This is a genomic window from Methylorubrum aminovorans, assembly GCF_022179725.1.
Lineage (GTDB): Bacteria > Pseudomonadota > Alphaproteobacteria > Rhizobiales > Beijerinckiaceae > Methylobacterium > Methylobacterium aminovorans.
In genome coordinates this window covers 1-20,253 of record NZ_BPRC01000012.1, presented here as the reverse complement: position 1 = coordinate 20,253, position 20,253 = coordinate 1, and the positions used below count along the sequence as shown (strand labels likewise).

At 67.9% G+C, this 20,253-nt stretch carries 14 protein-coding genes; 6 read left to right on the top strand and 8 right to left on the bottom strand.

Annotated elements, in window-relative coordinates:
- Positions 1-117: 117 nt before the first annotated feature.
- The 3 genes from MFF24_RS16725 to ilvN all read right to left on the bottom strand — a co-directional run bounded on the left by MFF24_RS16725 (position 118) and on the right by ilvN (position 3,354).
- Positions 118-1,887, bottom strand: a complete 1,770-nt coding sequence (locus tag MFF24_RS16725; protein WP_238225759.1) for an N-acetylglutaminylglutamine amidotransferase — start codon at positions 1,885-1,887, stop codon at positions 118-120.
- Positions 1,888-2,102: 215 nt separating this feature from the next.
- Positions 2,103-2,747, bottom strand: coding sequence for a glutathione S-transferase family protein (locus tag MFF24_RS16720; RefSeq protein ID WP_238225758.1), 645 nt, complete (start codon positions 2,745-2,747; stop codon positions 2,103-2,105).
- A gap of 64 nt (positions 2,748-2,811) precedes the next feature.
- The gene (gene ilvN, locus MFF24_RS16715) at positions 2,812-3,354 is read right to left on the bottom strand and encodes an acetolactate synthase small subunit (RefSeq protein ID WP_108942706.1); all 543 of its coding nucleotides are present in this window, start codon (positions 3,352-3,354) and stop codon (positions 2,812-2,814) included.
- Positions 3,355-3,460: 106 nt separating this feature from the next.
- Between ilvN and MFF24_RS16710 the strand changes: the two genes are divergently transcribed.
- The gene (locus MFF24_RS16710; protein ID WP_238225757.1) at positions 3,461-4,360 is read left to right on the top strand and encodes a class I SAM-dependent methyltransferase; all 900 of its coding nucleotides are present in this window, start codon (positions 3,461-3,463) and stop codon (positions 4,358-4,360) included.
- 72 nt (positions 4,361-4,432) lie between these two features.
- Here the strand turns inward: MFF24_RS16710 and MFF24_RS16705 are convergent, their stop codons facing one another.
- From MFF24_RS16705 to MFF24_RS16690, 4 genes are all read right to left on the bottom strand, one after another.
- Complete coding sequence (locus MFF24_RS16705; RefSeq protein ID WP_108943131.1) at positions 4,433-6,208, bottom strand: acetolactate synthase 3 large subunit; 1,776 nt, start codon at positions 6,206-6,208, stop codon at positions 4,433-4,435.
- A gap of 329 nt (positions 6,209-6,537) precedes the next feature.
- Positions 6,538-8,193 carry a methyl-accepting chemotaxis protein gene (locus MFF24_RS16700; protein ID WP_238225754.1) on the bottom strand — a complete coding sequence of 552 codons (1,656 nt, stop codon included), beginning with the start codon at positions 8,191-8,193 and terminating at the stop codon, positions 6,538-6,540.
- 177 nt (positions 8,194-8,370) lie between these two features.
- The gene (locus tag MFF24_RS16695) at positions 8,371-9,864 is read right to left on the bottom strand and encodes a protein adenylyltransferase SelO (RefSeq protein ID WP_238225752.1); all 1,494 of its coding nucleotides are present in this window, start codon (positions 9,862-9,864) and stop codon (positions 8,371-8,373) included.
- A 489-nt stretch (positions 9,865-10,353) separates the two neighbouring features.
- On the bottom strand, positions 10,354-10,857 hold the full coding sequence (locus MFF24_RS16690; protein ID WP_003598253.1) for a YciE/YciF ferroxidase family protein: 504 nt from the start codon (positions 10,855-10,857) through the stop codon (positions 10,354-10,356).
- A 184-nt stretch (positions 10,858-11,041) separates the two neighbouring features.
- On the opposite strand from MFF24_RS16690, the gene MFF24_RS16685 reads away from it, so the two are divergent.
- Positions 11,042-12,376 (top strand): MFS transporter, encoded by a 1,335-nt coding sequence (locus MFF24_RS16685; protein WP_238225750.1) that lies wholly within the window; start codon positions 11,042-11,044, stop codon positions 12,374-12,376.
- On the opposite strand, the gene MFF24_RS16680 is transcribed toward MFF24_RS16685, so the two are convergent.
- The gene (locus tag MFF24_RS16680) at positions 12,335-12,754 is read right to left on the bottom strand and encodes a hypothetical protein (RefSeq protein ID WP_238225747.1); all 420 of its coding nucleotides are present in this window, start codon (positions 12,752-12,754) and stop codon (positions 12,335-12,337) included. The two genes, MFF24_RS16685 and MFF24_RS16680, sit on opposite strands and share 42 nt — an antisense overlap.
- A gap of 877 nt (positions 12,755-13,631) precedes the next feature.
- Between MFF24_RS16680 and MFF24_RS16675 the strand changes: the two genes are divergently transcribed.
- The 4 genes from MFF24_RS16675 (at position 13,632) to MFF24_RS16660 (ending at position 19,689) form a co-directional block, all read left to right on the top strand.
- The gene (locus MFF24_RS16675; RefSeq protein WP_238225963.1) at positions 13,632-14,126 is read left to right on the top strand and encodes a hypothetical protein; all 495 of its coding nucleotides are present in this window, start codon (positions 13,632-13,634) and stop codon (positions 14,124-14,126) included.
- A gap of 140 nt (positions 14,127-14,266) precedes the next feature.
- Positions 14,267-14,650, top strand: a complete 384-nt coding sequence (locus MFF24_RS16670; protein ID WP_238225745.1) for a hypothetical protein — start codon at positions 14,267-14,269, stop codon at positions 14,648-14,650.
- A gap of 80 nt (positions 14,651-14,730) precedes the next feature.
- Positions 14,731-16,458, top strand: a complete 1,728-nt coding sequence (locus tag MFF24_RS16665; RefSeq protein WP_238225742.1) for an efflux RND transporter periplasmic adaptor subunit — start codon at positions 14,731-14,733, stop codon at positions 16,456-16,458.
- Between the two features lie 12 nt (positions 16,459-16,470).
- Positions 16,471-19,689 carry an efflux RND transporter permease subunit gene (locus MFF24_RS16660; protein ID WP_238225740.1) on the top strand — a complete coding sequence of 1,073 codons (3,219 nt, stop codon included), beginning with the start codon at positions 16,471-16,473 and terminating at the stop codon, positions 19,687-19,689.
- Positions 19,690-20,253: the final 564 nt, after the last annotated feature.

The following is a 20,253-nucleotide window of genomic DNA, read 5'->3' as shown; positions in this document are numbered from 1 at the left end:
CAGCGTTCCAGCGCATCGCGCATCGGGGATGATCGTGGAGAATCCGCGTCACCTTGAGCGCAGCCGTCCACGCCGATCCGACGCGACGGGGCATGCGGGCAACGCGGCAGCGGCGGATCAGATGCCGTGCGATTGCAGCCACGCTTCGAGCAGCGCCACCTGCCAGAGCTTGGAATTGCCCTTCGGCGTCAGCGTCCCGTCGGGATCGGCGAGCAGGCGATCGACGTAGGCGCGGTTGAAGATGCCGCGCTCGCGCGCTGCCGGACGGTCGAGCACGTCGCGCACGAAGTCCATGAACGGTCCGCGGATATGCTTGAGGGCGGGGACCGGAAAGTAGCCCTTCGGCCGGTCGATCACCTCGGCCGGCACCACCGCGCGGGCGGCCTCCTTGAGGATGAACTTGCCACCGTCACGCACCTTCAATTCGGCGGGGATGCGGGCGGCAAGCTCCACGAGTTCGTGATCGAGGAAGGGCACGCGCGCTTCGAGCCCGCAGGCCATGGTCATGTTGTCGACCCGCTTGACCGGATCATCGACGAGCATGACCCGCTGGTCGAGGTCGAGGGTCTTGTCGATGGCGCTTGCGCTCTTCGACTCAGCGAAGAAGCGCGCGATGAAGTCGCGGCTGTAATCCTCGTCGACGAACTCGGGGGTCAGCGCCTCGCGCATCTCCGCGTGGTCGCGGTCGAAATAGGCGCGGGCGTAGTCCGCGGTCGGGTCGGTCGAGCCCATCAGCTTCGGATACCAGTGGTAGCCGCCGAACACCTCGTCGGCGCCCTGACCGCTCTGGATCACCTTCACGTGCTTCGCCACTTCCTGCGACAGCAGGAGGAAGGCCACCGCGTCGTGGCTCATCTGCGGTTCGGCCATGGCGTGGATCGCCGCCGGCAGCGCCTCCAGCGTGCGTGTGCCATCCACGACGAGCTTGGCGTGATCGGTCTCGAAACGATCGGCGATGATGTCGGAATACTTGAACTCGTCTCCCTCGACGCCGTTCACCGCGTCGAATCCGACCGAGAAGGTCTTCAGCCCGGTCTGGCCATTCTTGGCCAGCAGCGCCACGATCACCGACGAGTCCAGGCCGCCCGAGAGCAGGACGCCGGTCGGAACGTCGGCGATCTGGCGGCGGGCCACCGCGATGCCGAGCGAGTCCAGCACCGCCGCTCGCCAGTCCGCCTCCGTCATGTGGCGGTCCTCGTCACGCGGACCGACCGTCAGGGTCCAGTAGGTCTCCTCCCGGCGAGAGCCGTCCGGCTCGAAGGTCAGGGTCGTGGCCGGGGGGACCTTCCGCACGCCCTTGAGGATCGTCAGCGGGGCCGGCACGCCGGCGTGCCAGCTCATGTAATGGTGGAGAGCCGCCTTATCGATCGTGGTGTCGACCTCCCCCGCGGCGAGGAGCGCCGGCAGAGAGGAGGCGAAGCGAAAGCGCCGGCCTGTCTCCGCGTAGTAGAGCGGCTTAATGCCAAGCCGGTCTCGGGCAAGTGTCACGCGGCCCGAATCGCGCTCATGGACGGCGAAGACGAACATCCCGAGGAAGCGCTTCACGCAATCACGGCCCCAGGCATGGAAGGCCTTGAGCACGACCTCGGTGTCGCTGGTCGAGAAGAAGCGGTAGCCCTTGGCGACAAGCTCCTCGCGCAGGTCCTTGTAATTGTAGATGCAGCCGTTGAAGACGATCGAGAGGCCGAGCTCGGCATCGATCATCGGTTGCTGGCCGGCTTCCGACAGGTCGATGATCTTCAGCCGGCAATGGCCGAACAGCACGCCGCCCTGGCCATGAAGGCCGCCGGCATCGGGGCCGCGCGGGCGCAGTACCTCCATCATCGCCCGAACGGCGTTCGCATCGGCCGCCCCGCCGAAATTGATCTCTCCGCAGATCCCGCACATCGCCGCCGGCCGTCCTCGTCTCGTGCTCGGTGCCAGAACCTGAGCGTGAGAACCGGGCGGCGCCCGACACGTTCCCTTCCGCCCGCGAAACCCCAGCCCGCGTTCGATACCGCACGGCCAAGCGGCCCGGCCCGCTCCGGCCAAGCGATTTTCGAGCCATCATCGGATGTGGCGGTGGGCGCCCGTCAACGAGGGATCGTGGCCGGGCCGGCGCCTCAGGCCGGCAGCGTCAGCCCCTCGCGAGCGAAGACGGTCCGAACGGCTGGGCGCTCGGCCATGCGGCGGGCCTGCGCCGTCCAGGCCGGGAAACGGGCCGGCATGTCGAAGCCGATGACGGGACCGCGAGCCCAGATCCAGAACACCATCAGGTAGGCATCGACGACGGAGTAGCGTTCGCCGAGCGCCCAGTCTCCATTCGAGAGACGCACCTCGGTCATGGTGCAGAGATCGCCGAAGGTGTCGGCACCCTTCGCTCGGATTTCGGGGAAGCCCGCCTCGTCGGCGCTGTAGCGCTCGGGACGGCGGACATGGGCGAAGGCGGTGTGGTGCCCGGTCGAGAGCCACGCCATCCATTCGTCGGCCAGCGCCTGCCCGCGCAGGTCCTCGGGCAGCAAGCCGGCCTCGGGATGCGAGCGGGCGAGATGGCGCAAAATCGCCGCGTTCTCGGTGAGCACCCAGCCATCCTCGTAGAGCGCCGGCACGCGCCCGCGCTCGTTGACGGCGAGATATTCCGGCGCTCGCTGGTCGCCCTTGGTGAGGTCGAGGCGAACCGTCTCGTAGGGCGCGCCGATCTCCTCCAGCACGATGTGGGAAGCGAGCGAGCAGGCGCCGGGGGCGTAGTAGAGGGTGCGGGCGGTCATGGAGCCTTCGTATCGCTGCGGACGACGCCTGTCGTTAGATAGCGCCGCCCGCTCGAACGTGCAGTTACAAGGGTTCCGCGCCGCGCCCCATGGCGGCGATGCCGGTGCGGGAGATCTCCACGAGGCCGATCACCGTCAGCAGGCGAATGAAGCGATCGATCTCCTCGGTCGAGCCGGTCAGCTCGAACACGAAGGAGTTGAGGGTGGCATCGAGGGTCCGGGCGCCGAAGGCGGAGGCGAGGCGCAGGGCCTCGCTGCGGTGCTCGCCGGTGCCGGCCACCTTCACGAGGCACAGCTCCCGCTCCAGCGCCTGCCCCTGAAGCGTCAGATCGACGACGCGGTGAACCGGCACGAGGCGGTCGAGCTGCGCCTTGATCTGGTCGATCACGGCATTGGTGCCGGTGGTGACGATGGTGATGCGCGAGAGGTGGCGCGCCTCTTCCGTCTCCGAGACGGTCAGGCTCTCGATGTTGTAGCCGCGACCAGAGAACAGGCCGGCGATGCGGGCGAGCGCGCCGGGCTCGTTGTCCACGATCACCGCGAGGGTGTGACGGTTGACGGTCTCGATCCGCGTCGGCTCGGGATAGTGGGTGTTCATCGCGTTCATCGTCTGGCGTTCCTCAACTTGAACCCTGTGTGTTTCTGCCTTCGCCACCTAAGGTCGGCACCGTGATGCTGGACCCACCTGCCGGTGGCGTGATACCGGCCGCGCCATGGATCGGCGCCAGCGTGTTTTGAATCTCGTCCTGCCGCAGGGCCGAACCGGCGTCGAGATCGGCCCCCTCACGAACCCTCTCATCCGCAAGGACGAGGGCGACGTGCTCTACGCCGACCATCTGCCGACGGACGCGCTGCGCCGCCAGTACCAGGGCCATCCGACGCTCGGCCCGGCCGGCACCGACGGCATCCATCCCGTCGATATCGTGCTGGGGGAGGGCGGCTTGGCGGAAGCGCTCGGACCGCGCGGGCCGGTCGATTACATTGTGGCCTCGCACGTCGTGGAGCACGTCCCCAACCCCATCGGCTGGCTGCGCGAGGCGGGCGCCGCCCTTCGGGAGGGCGGTGTGTTCTGCCTCATCGTGCCCGACAAGCGCTTCACCTTCGACCATTTCCGCACCCCGACGACCGCCGGCGCGCTGATCGCCGCCCATCTCGCCGGCCTGCGCAAGCCGCCGCTGGCCACCGTCTACGAGCATTTCGCCCGAGCCAGTCCCGTCGATGCCGGAGCGGTCTGGCGCGGCCGACCCGCGCCGCTGCGGCCGATCAGCGGCGGACCGGCCGAAGCCCTGTCGATCGCCGCCGGTCTCGCCGAGACCGGCGCCTCGGTCGATGTACATTGCGCGGTGTTCACGCCCTGCAGCTTCGCGGAGATCCTCGCGGAGCTGATCGGCCTCGACCTGCTGCCGTTCGAGTGCGCGGCCCTCGAGCCGACCCGTCCGTGGGAGAGCGAGTTCTTCGTACTCCTGCGCAAGCGCAGCGACCGGACGGCGGCGGAGCGCGCCGCGAGCGTGCCGAGGCTCGATCCGCACCGCCACGACGCCCTGCCGCGGCCGACATGGCCGCAGCGCATCGGCCAACGGCTTCCGCGGCGCTGGCGACGGACCTTCCGATAGGGAAGGGCCCGCCACCACCGATCGAGGCGTCCGGTCCATGGCGCGCGTGCCGCGTGACGGATGCCGGCCCGATCAGACCAGCATCTTGCCCTCGGCCGAGATGACGTCGCCGAGCTCCACCCCGGTCTCGCCGAGATAGTCGGACAGCAGCATTTCGTTATGCGCCTTGCCCGACGGGATCATCGGGAAGCAGTTCTCGGTCTTGTCGACGATGCAGTCGAAGATCACCGGCCCGTCATAGTCCAGCATCTCCTGGATCGCGGCGTCGAGCTCACCGGGCTTCTCGCAGCGGATGCCCTTGGCGCCGTAGGCCTCGGCCAGCTTGACGAAGTCGGGCAGGCTCTCCGAGTAGCTCTGCGAGTAGCGCGAGCCGTGCAGCAGCTCCTGCCACTGGCGCACCATGCCCATGTACTCGTTGTTCAGGATGAAGATCTTGACCGGCAGCCGGTACTGCACCGCCGTCGACATCTCCTGAATGTTCATCAGGATCGACGCCTCGCCAGCGATGTCGATGACGAGCCCGTCCGGGTTGGCGAGCTGCGTCCCGATCGCCGCCGGCAGGCCGTAGCCCATGGTGCCGAGGCCGCCGGAGGTCATCCAACGGTTCGGCTCATCGAACTTGAAGTACTGCGCCGCCCACATCTGATGTTGGCCGACCTCCGTGGTGACGAAGGTTTTGCGATCCTTGCAGGCCTCGTAGAGCCGCTGCACCGCGTATTGCGGCTTGATGATCGTGCCAGAGGGCCAGTAGGCGAGGCAGTCGCGCGACTTCCAGCGGCTGATCTTGTTGAACCAGTCCTCCATTCGGCCCTTGTCGGGTTGCTTCGGCAGGGCACGCCACTGAGCGAGCATCTCCTCGAGAACCGCAGCGCAGTCGCCGAGGATGCCGACATCGACCTTCACGACCTTGTTGATCGAGGAGGCATCGACATCGACGTGGATCTTCTTCGAGTACGGCGAGAAGGCGTCGAGGCGACCGGTGATGCGGTCGTCGAAGCGCGCGCCGATGTTGATCATCACGTCGCAATCATGCATCGCGAGGTTGGCCTCGTAGGTGCCGTGCATGCCCAGCATCCCGAGGAACTTGTCGTCGGAGGCCGGGAAGGCGCCCAGGCCCATCAGCGTGGAGGTCACCGGGAAACCGGTCTCCGCGACCAGCTCACGCAGCAGGCGCGAGGCCTCCGGCCCCGAATTGATGACGCCGCCGCCGGTATAGAAGATCGGCCGGCGCGCACCCGCCATCAGTTCGACGGCGGCGCGGATCTTCTCGGAATCGCCCTTGACCGGCGGCTTGTAGGTCTTGTGGCCCTCGTGTTCCGGCCGAGAATAGACGCCGGAGGCGAACTGGATGTCCTTGGGCAGGTCGATGACGACCGGGCCGGGGCGGCCGTGGCTCGCGACGTAGAACGCCTCATGCAGGATGCGCGGCAGATCCTCGATCGATTTGACGAGGTAGTTGTGCTTCGTGCAGTGCCGGGTGATGCCGACGGTATCGCATTCCTGGAAGGCGTCCGAGCCAATCAGGTGCGTCGGGACCTGACCGGTGACGGCAACGAGCGGGATCGAGTCCAGCATCGCGTCGGTCAGGCCGGTGATGATGTTGGTCGCACCCGGACCCGAGGTGACGAGAACGACGCCGACCTTGCCCGACGAGCGGGCATAGCCCTCGGCAGCGTGGACCGCGCCCTGCTCGTGGCGCACCAGCACGTGCTTGATGGTGGTCTCGTCGAAGAGCGCGTCGTAAATCGGAAGCACGGCACCGCCCGGATAGCCGAACAGGGTGTCCACACCCTGATCCTGGAACGCCCGGATCACCATCTGGGCCCCGGTCATGACCTCGCCGCTCATCGACTCCTCCATCAATCCGTTCTTCGTGTTCCGATCCGCATGTCGGCCCGTTGGATTTCGCGCAATAAAAAAGGGCCCCTAGGGGACCCTGCATGCGCCACCGACCGGGCCTGTCGGGCTTGAGATCAAGCCCGCCCCGTCCGTGGCGCTTCCACTACGATAAGAACCGTGCGCATCGTCGATCCGTTCGCCGCTTCCTCGCCGGATTCTGGCGAGGGTTTCTCAGCAAGTGAGGGGCGGGGAGTAAGCGATACGCATCGCTCCGTCAATCCGCGCCGCTCGTCTTTGCGGCGGCGCCCGCATTTTATGCGGAGCGCCGCCGCTTTACTTCAAGCCGCCCGCACGGTGCCGAGGAAGCGAGTGACCTCGGCGCTGAGATGCTCGGATTGGCGCGACAATTCTGACGCGGAGGACAGCACCTGTGCGGCGGCGGCCCCCGTCTCCTCGGAGGCTCGCGCCACGCCGGCAATGTTCGAGGTCACGGCGCCGGTGCCGCTCGCAGCCTGGGCGACGTTGCGCACGATTTCCTGCGTCGCCGCACCCTGCTCCTCGACCGCAGCCGCGATCCCGTTGGCGACGTCGCTGATCTCGCGGATACGGGCGGTGATGCCACCGATCGCGGCGACGGCTTGGCCCGTCGCTCCCTGAACGCGGGCGATCTGGCCGGAGATCTCCTCGGTTGCCTGCGCCGTCTGGTTGGCGAGTTCCTTCACCTCGGCCGCGACCACCGCGAAGCCGCGGCCGGCCTCACCGGCGCGCGCCGCCTCGATGGTCGCATTGAGCGCGAGCAGGTTGGTCTGTCCCGCGATGGTTGCGATCAGGCTGACGACGTCGCCGATCCGGTTCACGACGGCGTCGAGTTCATGGACCAGGATCGCGGTCCGATCCGCCTCGATGACCGCGCCTGCGGCGAGGTCGGACGAGTTCGAGACCTGCCGGCCGATCTCCTGCACCGAAGCGCCGAGCTGCTCGGCGGCGGCCGCCACGGTGCCGACATTCGAGGCGGCTTCCTCGGCCGCGCCGGCGACGTGCCCGGATCGGGTCGCGGTCTGGCGCGCCGTCGCCGCCATGGTCTCGGCCGTGACCTGCAGCTCCGTGGCGGAGGCGGCCACCATGTCGACGATGCCGCCCACCGCCTGCTCGAACCCTTCGGCGATGGCGCCGAGCGCCCGCTTGCGCTCATCCTCGGAGGCGGCGCGGGCCAGCGCACCCTCTCGTTCGAGTTCGCGGGTGCGGATCAGGCTCTCCTTGAACACCTGCACCGCGGCGGCCATGGCGCCGATCTCGTCCCGCCGGCTCAGGCCGGGCACCTCGGCCCCGACATCGCCCTCGGCGAGCCGGGTCATCGTCCGGCCCAATCCGTCGAGCGGACGCAGGGTGCGGCGGATGGCGAGCCAGAGCAGGACCATCGCCGCCGCGATCATGCCGCCGCCCACCAGGGCCGCCTGACGGGTCATGTGGTCGAGCCCGGCCAGCACGTCGGCCCGCTTCAGACCGACATAGAGGATGCCGGTGACATGGCCGTCCGCGCCGAGGATCGGCTCATACAGAGTCAGGTACGGCGAGCCGAGGATGTCCGCCTCGCCGCGATAGATCGCGCCGCGGCCGAGCACGGTGTCGTGAACGGGGCCCGGGGCGAGCCGGGTGCCGACCGCGCGGCTGCCATCGGCCTTGCGCACCGTGGTGGCGGATCGGACCTCGCCTGTGAAGACGGTCGCGGTCCCGCCGGTCACGCTCTCGACACGATCGACGGCGGCGTTGAGGTCCGGTTTTTCTCCGGCCGCATGCTCCATGCCGGCCCGGAGCAGGCGCATCGAGCTATCCAATGAGTCCGCCGCCCGGGCGTGCATGACGGCGCGTGCTTCGAGCAGCAGGTTGCCGCCGACCGCGAGGGTTGCGACCAGAACGAAGAGGCTGCCGAGCAGAGCAACGCGGGCAGCCAGCGACAATCGAATCGTCTGACGCGAGCGAACGGTATCCGCCATGATGTATTCCTCGAGCGCATCGCTGAAGATGATGCGTCGAGGATGGGAAGTAAGGGCGTGTCGTTACCGAATGGTTGATCTCGAATGAACTGACCCATAGTGCAAATTAACATACACTAAGGAAATTATATTCATCAGATCCGAATATAAAGCGGTGATGAAAGGAAAGAATTCTTCTCAGGTCCCGCAGAAAGTGCGATAGCCGCGTCCGCCGCCTTCCGGAGCCTCCGCATACTGCGCGAAGTCGGGCTGGTCGTCGTAGGGCCGGGTGAGGACGGTCAGCAGCGTGTCGAACGGTGCGAAATCCTGCCGCTCGACCGCGGCCTCGATCATTGCCTCAACTCGGTGGTTGCGCGGGATGAAGGCGGGATTGGCCGTGCGCATCGACTGCCGCCGCGCCGTGCCGACATCCGGCTCTTCGGTGAGCCTGCGGCGCCAGCGCTCAGCCCAACGGTCGAAAGCGGTCGGATCGATGAAGAGGCTGCGCACCGCCTCGATCGCGGCCGGCTCGGGATCGCTCCCGGCCTCCGGTGCAGCCTCGCCGAGGCGCCGGAAGGTGAGGGTGAAGTCGGCCCCGTTCTCGGCCATGGTTTTCAGGAGGTCGCCAGCGAGGGCGGCATCGCCGTCCCGCGTCGTGGCGAGCCCGAGCTTACGGTTCAGCCCACCGTGATAGGCGGTCTCGAACAGTCCAGCGAAGCCGCTCAGCGCCGCCTCGGCCTCGGCTACTGCCCGCGTCTCGTCCTCTGACAGGAGCGGCAGCAGCGCTTCCGCCAGTCGGGTGAGATTCCACAGGGCGATGCGGGGCTGATTACCGTAGGCGTAACGCCCGTGGCGATCGATCGAGCTGAAGGCGGTCGCCGGATCGTAGGTGTCGAGGAAGGCGCACGGACCGTAATCGATAGTCTCGCCGGCAATTGACATGTTGTCGGTGTTCATCACGCCGTGGATGAAGCCGACCGTGAGCCAGCGGGCCACCAACTCGGCCTGCCGGCGGATCACGCCTTCGAGAAAGGCAAGGTAGGGGTTGTCAGCCTCCGCCGCCGCGGGATCGTGGCGCGCGATGGCGTGGTCCGCGAGCGCGCGAAGGCCCTCGACATCGCCGCGGGCGGCGAAGAACTGGAACGATCCGACCCGGATATGGCTCGATGCGACCCGCGTCAGGACGGCGCCGGGCAGGACCGTCTCGCGGATCACCTGCTCGCCCGTGGTGACGGCGGCCAGCGTGCGAGTGGTCGGGATGCCGAGGGCATGCATGGCCTCGCTGACGAGATATTCACGCAGTACGGGTCCGAGGGCGGCACGCCCGTCACCCCGGCGGGAGAACGGCGTCGGGCCCGATCCTTTGAGCTGGATGTCACGCCGCCCGTCGCGGCCGACGACCTCACCGAGCAGAATGGCCCGACCATCGCCGAGCTGCGGCACGAATTGTCCGAACTGGTGACCGGCATAGGCCGCCGCGAGCGGCTCGGAGCCCTCCGCGACGTGCTGCCCGGCCAACACGGAGACACCCTCCGGACTTTCAAGCCGCACAGCGTCGAGCCCGAGATCCTCGGCAAGCGCTCGATTGAGCCGTACCAGCCGCGGTGCCTCGACCGGCGTTGGCGCGATCCGCTTGAAGAAGCGGTCCGGCAGGCGCGCGTAGCTGTTGTCGAAGGGGAAGAGGGCGGTCATCGGCGGTACCGGCGCGGGAAAGACTCGAAACAGAACAGAGGGAACCGCGCGGACACGCGCAAGGTCCACGCCCGTGATTTCACGGCGTCGTCCGGCGCGACATCGCTGCCAGAGAGTCCTGCCGTCGAAGCGGCTTAGGACATTGTCGGCCCACTTTTCCGGCGCGGCGACGCCGCGCGGAAGTGATCGACAGCGCCGCGTCCGGAAATTTCCAAGGCGCTCGACTGCGGCATTCGAGACGGAAGAGACCGCGCCCGTTTTCGCCGGCCGGCACCCGTCCGTCGGGGACGGTGTCGGCCGAACGGAAGCGAGGGGCGGCTCAGCCACTCCCTGCCTTGTTCGATGGCCGCGCCGCATCCTCGGTCGGTAGGGGCAGGGAATGGGGACCGGGCTGCGGATCGGATCGCGGCCGGTCGATCCCCGGGACGGGCCCCTGCGCTGGCGGCACGGAACGATCGTCGGAAACGGGACGCTCCGGCTCGGCCATGATCAAGCGGCCTTCTGGTTCACCCGGCTCTCGGCCAAAGCCGTGAGCTTCTGGTCGGTCGCCTTCTCCTCATCGAGCGTCTGCTGGAGCACGGCGGCGCAATCGTCCCGGCCGAGCCGCTTGGCCCAGGCAACGAGGGTGCCGTAGCGGGCGATCTCGTAATGCTCCACAGCCTGCGCCGCCGCGAGAAGCGCCGCATCGAGCACTTCTTTATCGGCGACCTCGCCCGCGGTCTCGTTGGCCTCCTTGATGATCCCGTCGATGGCCGGGCAATTGACCGCCTTCGGCTTGTGACCGTGCATCTCGAACACCTGTTCCAGGCGCTTGATCTGCCCTTCCGTCTCACGCAGATGCGTCTCGAAGCCCTGGCGCAGCTGCGCGTTCGTCGCCTTCCCGATCATCGTCGGCAGAGCCTTGGTGATCTGGTTCTCGGCGTAATAGACGTCCTGCAAGGTGTGGACGAAGAGGTCGTCCAGCGACTTGATGTCCTTCGTGAACAGACCCATGGCGTCCTCCTGTCACGATTGTCGGGGCCGTGCGGGAGCAGGACCCGTGACAAGAGAAGCCCGGCGGCGCAGCGGCGGTTCCGCGGTACGATCAGGCCGGCACCGCTCGATCTGAGGCCGCTTCTATCCGGCTGCCGGCAAGTTCGTTACGAGGGCCGGACGATGGGAAGGGTAGGACGAGCGAATGGCGGATGCGCTCACGGGCAAGGTGGCGCGGCGCCTGCTGCCCTTCCTGATGCTGTGCTACTTCTTCGCCTATCTCGACCGGGTGAATGTCGGCTTCGCCGCTCTCACCATGAACCGGGATATCGGCCTCTCGGCCACGGCCTACGGGCTCGGCGCGGGGCTGTTCTTCCTCGGCTACGTCGCCTTCGAAGTGCCGAGCAACCTGATCCTGGAGCGGGTCGGCGCGCGGATCTGGATCGCGCGGATCATGGTGACGTGGTCGCTGATCTCCGCCTCGACGGCGTTCGTGACCGGCGAATGGTCGTTCTACCTCGTCCGCATTCTCCTCGGGCTTGCCGAGGCCGGCTTCTTTCCCGGCATCATCCTCTACCTGACCTACTGGTTTCCCGCCGCGCAACGCGCGGGCATCGTCGGCACCTTCATGATGGCGGTGCCGCTCTCGGCGGCCATCGGTGCGCCGCTCTCCGGCCTCGTCATGAGCCTCACCGACGGTTGGCTCGGGCTGGCGGGATGGCAGTGGCTCTACCTGCTGGAGGCTGCCCCCAGTCTGGCTCTCGGCCTCGCGACCCTGTTCGTCCTCACTGACCGGCCCGAGCGCGCCACTTGGCTGACCGACGAGGAGCGGGCCGCCCTCATCGCGCGGATGGTGGAGGATCATCGCCTGCGGCCGGGCCGGACGGCCCATCTCGGGGATGCTCTGCGCGACCCGCGGGTGCTCGGGCTCGGGCTCGTCTATTTCGGGCTCAGCACCGGCCTCTACGCCGTCGGCCTGTGGTTGCCGCAGATCGTGAGCAGCTTCGGCTTCTCGACGACAGCGACGGGCTTCGTCACCGCCATTCCCTACATCGTCTCGGCGGCCGGGATGCTCGCCTGGACGCGGCGCTCCGATCGCAGGGGGGAGCGGGTCCGCCACGTCGCCATCCCGACCGCTGCCGCCGGCCTCGCTCTCCTCGCCGCGAGCCAAGCCGGCACGCCGCTCCTCACCATCGTCGCGCTGAGCGCGGAGGCTTTGGGAGTGTTCGCGGCGCTGCCGACCTTCTGGACGCTGCCGACGCGGCTGCTCAGCGGAACCGCGGCGGCGGGCGGCATCGCGCTGATCAACGCGCTCGGCAGTCTTGGCGGCTTCGCCGGACCGGCCCTCATGGGCTGGGTCCGCGACGCGACCGGGCGCTTCGACGACGGATTGGCGGCGGTGGCCGTCGTGCTCATCTTGGCGGGCGCGTTGGTGCTGCGCATCGGCCGTCACACCGAGCGCGATACGGTCGATGCCGGGCGGATCCCGCACGAGCGATCAATTCGTCGAGGGAGACCGCGAAGCGCGGGATGGCGGTAGGAGCGACGAGGCGATGATCGGATTGATCGGACGCTGAACACGCACCTTGCGCTGAAGCACGGCGTGAAGATCGCCCGGAAGCGCGGCCGGCGCGTCCTCGGATGCACTGCCTGCCGGCGCGTCCCCTTCGAGCGGCGTCGCCACCGTGCTCGGCACGATGGCGGGCCTGGCTTTCCGGCGCGGACGCGGCATGAGGCGCGACACTCCGAAGAGAAGCAACCCCAGGCAGCCCCAACCGAGCGATGCGGCCGAGGGCTGACCGGCGAGCATCATCACCAGGAGGCCGCCGACGGCCGCGGCCACGCCCAGCAGTCGAAGCTCGGAATCAGGAAGACCCATGATGGCGTTGTATGGCGCCGCGGTTGCCGGGCCGTGCATGCGACTTGTCCAATTTGAGAGACCGGCCGGACCGTCCGCGCCCCGAAAGTATGAACGGAAATCGAATGTGGCGGTCGATCTGCCTCGACCGTGCCGAGATCGATCCAACTCGACGAATCCGCTTCGCGGATCGTGGCGCTTCGGAACACGGATTCGGGACGGTCGGGCAGACGAAGCCGACTGCTCATTTCGTTTGAGGGCGTTTCGCGGTCAGCGGCGGGGTGACGCGATCGGACCTTCCGACCCGCCCCGGATCACGATCTTGTCAGAAGGGGCGACGGAAGCTTGACGATTGAGGAGCTCGTCACGCGAAGTGTTGGCGCTGCGCTGATTCTGTCGGGCCAGCGGATGGCGGGTCGGCACTCTCAACGTGCCGGCCCGCTATTTCCCTCTATAAGGTCCGACTTCGCGGCCGTATGAGCAGTGCAGGCCTCGTGCAGTCCGCTGAATCGAGAAGCCCGACTTTTTCAGCGGATGAACGTGTCTTCGTGAAGCCGCCACTCGCCAGGTCAGGATCGTCGGCCGCGGAGCCGGCCCCTTGCATACCTGCAGGGATGGAAGATCGGGCGCATGTCCTGTGTCGCGGCATCCGCCTCGAACGATCTTCGACGGATGCATCGTCCCACCGAACCGTATTCACCTGACGTCCCGGCGAAAGTTCTTATCCCTCCCTTCACCTCGCTCATTTTGGATGGCAATCGGCTGCCGAGGTCCAAAGGTGGTCTCCGCTGCGTGATCGAGGTGGACTGGCAAGCGATCGAAAGAATACCACCGACGCCCTTATCCTGCGGCGCACGCCGCATCTCGGACGATCTCATCGCGTTGACTTGCAGCGACCCGCGAAGACGTGTTGATCCGACTTCTCCCAGTGGGCGCGATGATCGAGAAACCTCGTCGGCAGACGGGAGAGAGGGGCAACCGGATGCATGGACGACGGCCCGCGACCGCTCCCGACTCGCCCCAGCAGACATTGGCAAGCCGCCTGTCGCGCGAGATGATCGCGGCCGAGCGCCAGGGATTTGGAACGTCGACGGTGTGGCTCACGCGCCAGGAGACCGACTTGATCTGCGAGGCCTTGCGCATGGCGGCGGGAAGCGATGCGCTCCGGCTGGACTTTCTCGACCGTTGCGCCGCCGCCATGACGGCCCGCGACGGGGCGGTTCGAAGCTGGCGCATGTCCATCGACCAGGACGGCTTGATGCTCGACGCCTTGCCTGAGACACGCCGACCGGTCACCGCGCCCGGCGGACACGCCTCCTGCCGAGACGCCATCGACGAGAGGATCGACGAATTGGACGCCGCGCGAGCCGTCTCGGACGAGGACCGGCCGCTCCGTGAGCGGCGCCTGAACGACGCGCCCAAGAGAGCCTGACGGAGAAGAGAGCCTGACGAAATGGCAGACGCAGATCGATCGGGATCGATCGGCTGGCGTCGGCCTCCGTCGTACCGGCCAGGCACGCGCCGAAAAAATCCCATGCTCGACCGGCGCGAAAATGCTATGCACGCCGCATCATGTCGGCCACCCGATCCTTCTGGCGCTCGCTGCTGACGGTCTTTCAGATCGTGGCACTCGTCGCCTTTTCGGTGGCGGGTGCCGGGCACTCGCACGCGCGGACGGCGCATGCCGGCCATGCCGCGGTCGCCGCTGCCGCTCATGCGGAAGCGGCCGGACCGCAGGCGCTCCGTAGCCTCGCGGATCATGCCGAGCCGGTCGGCGACAAGGCGGCATGCGGTGCATGCAGCCCGTGCTGCTGTCACGCATCGTTCCTCCGCCTGGACGCCGCTGCCGTGACGGTCGCGCCGCAGCTCGGCCGAACCTTATCCGGAATTCCGACGGTCGCGTTCGAGAGCGTGACCCGCGAGATGCCGTCGGAACCCCCTCGAACCATCGCCTGAGGTCCGCGCTCCGACACGCGCTCTGAGCGGCTGCCCCCCACGGCTGCCGCCAGCCTCTTTGGCGAAGGCTCGGTTTCTCCATGCGTTTATTCTCCGCCGCCGCCGTGCGGATGGCTGTCCTCGCGCTCGGCCTGTCGGCCGGGGCGCCGACGATGTCCCTTGCCCATGAGGGCCATGATCACGGCAACGAGGCGCCGGCCGCACCGGTGGCCGCCGCGCCGCGCGGCTCATCGAGCACGGACGCGCTCGAACTCGTCGCCATCGCCCGCAATGGCCGGCTGGTGGTCTTCCTCGACCGTGTGGATTCCAATGAGCCGGTCACTGACGCCGTGGTCGAGGCCGAGACGCCGGAAGGCCCCGCTAAAGCCCTGCCGCTGCCGGACGGCAGCTACGGGCTCGACGCGCATTGGAGCCAGCATTCCGGCGCGCACGATGTCCTCTTCACCGTAACGATGAACGGAAGCGCCGACCTGTTCCCGATGACACTGAATGTCCCGGAGCCGCCGCCGGCGCCACCCGCTGCGGGCGCCTCGGCCTGGGCAGCCGGCCTCGCGGCGGCTCACGACTTCCAGAGCCACCTCAAGGAAGCCGATCCGCTTCCGCTCGCCATCGGCGGCGGCGGCTTTATCCTCGGGATCGCCGTTACGCTGCTGATGCGCAGGCGGCGCTACCTGCCCGCCACGGCCCTGGTCGCCCTCGTCGTGGTTCTCGCGCTCGCGCCTCGTGCCTTCGCGGCCGACGGTCACGACCACGGCGGCGTTCCCGCGTCCCACACCTTGCCAATGGCCGCGCCGTCGGCCGGCGGACAGGATCTGGCGCGCCGCCTGCCGGACGGGTCGATCTTCGTGCCGAAGCCGACCCAGCGGGTGCTCGCGGTCCGGACCGTGCTGACCGCCTCCGGCACGCTCCGCCGCACGGTCGAGCTGCCGGGCCGCATCGTTCCCGATCCGAGCGCCAGCGGCGTCGTCCAATCCTCGGTCGGCGGCCGGCTCTCGCCGCCGGAATCCGGCATCTTCCCGCGCCTGGGCACGCCGGTGCGCAAGGGCGAGGTGCTGGCCTACGTGACACCGCCGGTGCAGGCGGTGGATGCCTCCGACATGCGCCAACGGCAGGGGGAGCTCGACCAGCAGATCGCCATCACGGAGCGCCGGGTCGAGCGCTATCGCAAGCTCGCGCCGGGCGGCTCCGTCTCGCAGGTCCAGCTCGAGGACGCGCAGGCCGAACTCAAGGGCCTGCTCGACCGCCGCGCGGCCCTCGATAACATCCGTCAGAAGCCGGAAGCCCTGGAGGCGCCGGTCGACGGGGTCATCGCCGAGGCGAACGCGGTGGCCGGCCAGATGGCGAGCCCTGGGGTGCAGGTCTTCCAGATCGTCGATCCGGGCCGCCTCTGGGTGGAGGCTCTCAGCTTCGACGCGCTGGCCGGCGGGCAGGACGCCACGGCCCGGATGGCCGACGGACGGATCCTGCGGCTCGCCTATATGGGAGCGGGCTTGGCCGACCGCAGCCAAGCGGTGCCGATGCACTTCGCCGTGCTCGGAGGCCCGCCTGAGCTGCGCACCGGACAGTTCATCACCGTGCTGGCCGCGACCGATGCGCAGCAGGAGGGCTTGGCGCTGCCGCGCACGAGCGTGGTCCGCGGCGGCAACGGGCAGAGCATCGTCTACGAGCACACCGCGCCGGAGCGCTTCGAGCCGCGCGAGGTGCGGGTCGAACCGCTTGATGCCGGCCGCGTCCTCGTGGTGTCGGGGATCGCTCCGGGCAAGCGGATCGTCAGCCAGGGCGCCGAACTCCTCAATCAGGTCCGCTGAGGAGCCCCGCCGATGTTCACGCTCCTCGTCACCCAGTCTTTGCGCAACCGCCTGCTCGTGCTGGCGCTCGCCGCCGTCCTCGTCGTCTACGGCGCCTTGACGGCCACCAAGCTCCCAGTCGACGTCTTCCCCGACCTCAATCGCCCCACCGTCACGGTCATGACGGAGGCCGAGGGGCTCGCGCCCCAGGAGGTGGAGCAGCTCGTCACCTTCCCGGTCGAGACGCAGATGAACGGCCTGCCCGGCGTCACGCGGGTGCGCTCGGTCTCGGGCGTCGGCCTGTCGGTCATCTACGTCGAGTTCGACTGGGGCACCGACATCTACCGCAACCGCCAGCAGGTCTCCGAACGCCTGGCGATGGTACGGCCGCAACTGCCGCCCACGGTGACCCCGATGATGGGTCCGGTCTCCTCGATCATGGGGCAGATCGTGATGGTGGCGCTGAGCGGCGGCTCGGTCTCGCCGATGCAGTTGCGAGAGTTGGCCGACTTCACCATCCGGCCTCGCCTGCTCTCCATTCCGGGCGTCGCGCAGGTGATCCCGATGGGCGGCGAGGTGCGCCAGTTCCGCGTCGCGCCCCAACCCACGGCCCTGAGGGCGCTCGGCGTCACCCATGCGCAGCTGGAAACCGCGCTCGCGCAATTCGGCACCAATACCGGCGGCGGCTTCACCGACCAGTATGCCCGCGAGTACCTGATCCGGAATCTCGGACGGACGATGAACCTCGACGACCTGCGGAACATGGTCGTCGCGACGGTCAACAACCGGCCCGTCTACCTGCGGCAGGTGGCCGACGTCTCCTTCGCGGCGCGGGTGAAGCGCGGCGACAGCGGCTATATGGGCGCGCCCGCCGTCGTGATCTCGGTGGAGAAGCAGCCGGGTGTCGACACGGTCCGCCTCACCCGCGAGGTCGAGGCGGCGCTCGCCGAGATCACGGCGAGCCTCAACACCTGCGGTCCCGACGCCGACAAGCGTAGTCCGGGTCAGCTCGGTGCCGAACCGGCCGGCGAGGCCTGCGCCTTCAAGGGCGTGCGCGCCGACCAGATCATTTTCCGCCAAGCCAACTTCATCGAGACGTCGATCCGCAACGTCGAAACGGTGCTGGTCGAAGCGGTGGTCGTGGTCGCAATCGTCCTGTTCGCCTTCCTGCTCAACGTCCGCACCACCGCGATCTCGCTCACGGCGATCCCGGTCTCGATCCTGGCGACCGCCGTGGTGTTCCACGCCTTCGGGCTCTCCATCAACACGATGACTCTCGGCGGTCTCGCCATCGCCATCGGCGAGCTCGTCGACGACGCCGTGGTCGACGTGGAGAACATCTTCCGACGCCTCGGTGAGAACCGGCGGGCCGGCAACCCGAAGAGCGTCTTCGAAGTGGTGGTCTCGGCCTCGAACGAGGTGCGTTCCGGCATCGTCTACGCCACGATGGTGATCGTGCTGGTCTTCGTGCCGCTCTTCGCGCTGTCCGGCATCGAGGGCCGGCTCTTCGCGCCGCTGGGCCAAGCCTACATCATCTCGATCCTGGCGAGCCTCCTCGTCTCGATCACGCTGACACCCGTGCTCGCCTATTATCTGCTGCCCGGTCTCAAACGCCTGGAGGAGCACGACAGCCGCTTCCTCAAAGCGCTCAAGCGCGGCAACGCCGCCCTGCTCGGGGGCCTGCTCGGGCATGCCCGGCCCCTCATGGCGGTCGCTGCGTTGGCGGTGGCGGCGGCCGGTGTCGGGGCGGTCTTCCTGCCGCGCACGTTCCTGCCGCCGTTCAACGAGGGTTCGTTCACGGTCAACATGACCTTCAACCCCGGCATCTCGCTCGCTGAGAGCAACCGCATCGGCCTCGTGGCCGAGCGCCTGCTTCTCGAGATGCCGGACGTCCGGTCGATCGGCCGCCGCACCGGCCGGGCCGAACTCGACGAGCACGCGGAGGGGGTGCACTCCTCCGACCTCGAAATCGACCTCAAGCCGGGGGCCCGACCCAAGCCCGATCTCGTCGCCGACATCCGCGGGCGCCTCGCGGTGCTGCCGGTCAACGTCAATGTCGGCCAGCCGATCTCGCACCGGCTCGACCACATGCTCTCGGGCGTGCGCGCCGAGATCGCCCTCAAGATCTTCGGCGAGGATCTCGACACCCTGCGGGCGCTGGCCGAGGATCTGCGGCAGCGCTTCGCCGACATCCCCGGCATCGCCGACCTGCAGGTCGAGAAGCAGGTACTGATCCCGCAGCTCGAAATCCGCGTCGATTACAATCGCGCGGCCCTCTACGGCGTGCAGCCCGCCGCCCTGGTCGAGCAGCTGAGCCGCCTCTCGAACGGCCAAGTGGTCTCGCGTGTGGTCGACGGCTACCGCCGTTTCGATGTGGTGATGCGGCTCTCCGATGCGATGCGCACCACGCAGCACCTCGGAGACCTTCTGATCGAGACGCCGTCCGGTTGGGTGCCGGCCCGCCAGATCGCCGACATCCGCGAGACCGACGGGCCGAACCAGATCCTGCGCGAGAACGCCCGTCGCCGCATCGTCGTGCAGGCCAACACGCAGCCGGGCGCCGACATGGGCAAGATCGTCGAGGCCATTCGGGAGAATGTTGCCGCGGCGAACCTGCCCAACGGCTACACCACGCGGCTGGAAGGCTCGTTCCAGGCGCAGGCCGAGGCGAGCCGCACGATCGGTCTCCTCTCGCTACTCTCGCTCGCCCTGGTCTTCGCGCTGCTCTACAGCCGCTACCGCTCGGTGACCTTCACGCTGATCATCCTCGGCAGCATCCCGCTCGCCCTGATCGGCTCCGTCGCCGCGCTGTGGCTCGCCGGGCAGCCGCTGTCGGTGGCTTCGATGATCGGCTTCATCACGCTGACCGGCATCGCCACCCGCAACGGCATCCTCAAGATCAGCCACTACCTGAATCTTGCCATCCACGAGGGCATGCCGTTCGGGCGCGAACTCGTCATTCGGGGTAGTCTGGAGCGGCTCGCGCCGGTCCTGATGACGGCGCTCTCCGCCGGCGTCGCGCTGGTGCCGCTGCTCATCGGCGCCGATGCTCCGGGCAAGGAGATCCTGCACCCGGTGGCGGTGACGATCTTCGGCGGCCTGATCAGCGCGACTCTGCTCGACACGGTGCTGACGCCGATCCTGTTTTTGACCTTCGGTCGCAAGCCCCTGGAGCGGTTGCGCCACGAGATCCGTCAACGCCCCGCACCCTCCGCGAAGGCCCCCGACCGCTCCCCGCTCGAGGCGTTCTGAAGGCAGTCCCCTCGTTCCAGGAAAGCACTATGCGCACTCTCTTGCGGGCCACCCTCCGTGGTGCCGCCCCGACCGTCACCTCCCCCAGCTTCGCCGCAGCCCCGAACGGCCGCCAACCACGGTCACGGACGACCATCCGATCGCGTTCGTGATGACTGAAGACCGGCGTCACAGACTTCGTGATCAATGTGGAGGGCACTCCGACGGATACGTCCGGCCTGACGGTCAAAGACTTCGTCCAGTCAGGCGGCAACACGGAGACGTTGACCCTCAAGCCGACTGCGCCGAACAAGTTCGTCGCCGACCTCATGGCCCCAACGCCCTGAGGTGCGAAGGTCGAGCTGTCGGGCAAGATTCATGGGAACGCTGTCCAGGCTCGCTTCGAGAAGCCCAAGAGCATCGCCCCGAAAGAGGGCGCCAGTTTTCAAAAAATGACGATGCGCAAACAATGAACTAGGCCGCGTGGACTCTTGGGGTTCACGGACGGGGTAAGCGGTGCTTCAAGGCTGTCTTTTGGAGGACAGCCTTGAGCGTTCAGGATCGCTTGGTTCTCAGCGACGCGCA

Coding starts and splice junctions, on each gene's coding strand:
- MFF24_RS16725 (WP_238225759.1), bottom strand. CDS start 1,887: ATGTGCGGGATCTGCGGAGAGATCAATTTCGGCGGGGCGGCCGATGCG.
- MFF24_RS16720 (WP_238225758.1), bottom strand. CDS start 2,747: ATGACCGCCCGCACCCTCTACTACGCCCCCGGCGCCTGCTCGCTCGCT.
- ilvN (WP_108942706.1), bottom strand. CDS start 3,354: ATGAACGCGATGAACACCCACTATCCCGAGCCGACGCGGATCGAGACC.
- MFF24_RS16710 (WP_238225757.1), top strand. CDS start 3,461: ATGGATCGGCGCCAGCGTGTTTTGAATCTCGTCCTGCCGCAGGGCCGA.
- MFF24_RS16705 (WP_108943131.1), bottom strand. CDS start 6,208: ATGAGCGGCGAGGTCATGACCGGGGCCCAGATGGTGATCCGGGCGTTC.
- MFF24_RS16700 (WP_238225754.1), bottom strand. CDS start 8,193: ATGGCGGATACCGTTCGCTCGCGTCAGACGATTCGATTGTCGCTGGCT.
- MFF24_RS16695 (WP_238225752.1), bottom strand. CDS start 9,864: ATGACCGCCCTCTTCCCCTTCGACAACAGCTACGCGCGCCTGCCGGAC.
- MFF24_RS16690 (WP_003598253.1), bottom strand. CDS start 10,857: ATGGGTCTGTTCACGAAGGACATCAAGTCGCTGGACGACCTCTTCGTC.
- MFF24_RS16685 (WP_238225750.1), top strand. CDS start 11,042: ATGGCGGATGCGCTCACGGGCAAGGTGGCGCGGCGCCTGCTGCCCTTC.
- MFF24_RS16680 (WP_238225747.1), bottom strand. CDS start 12,754: ATGCACGGCCCGGCAACCGCGGCGCCATACAACGCCATCATGGGTCTT.
- MFF24_RS16675 (WP_238225963.1), top strand. CDS start 13,632: ATGATCGAGAAACCTCGTCGGCAGACGGGAGAGAGGGGCAACCGGATG.
- MFF24_RS16670 (WP_238225745.1), top strand. CDS start 14,267: ATGTCGGCCACCCGATCCTTCTGGCGCTCGCTGCTGACGGTCTTTCAG.
- MFF24_RS16665 (WP_238225742.1), top strand. CDS start 14,731: ATGCGTTTATTCTCCGCCGCCGCCGTGCGGATGGCTGTCCTCGCGCTC.
- MFF24_RS16660 (WP_238225740.1), top strand. CDS start 16,471: ATGTTCACGCTCCTCGTCACCCAGTCTTTGCGCAACCGCCTGCTCGTG.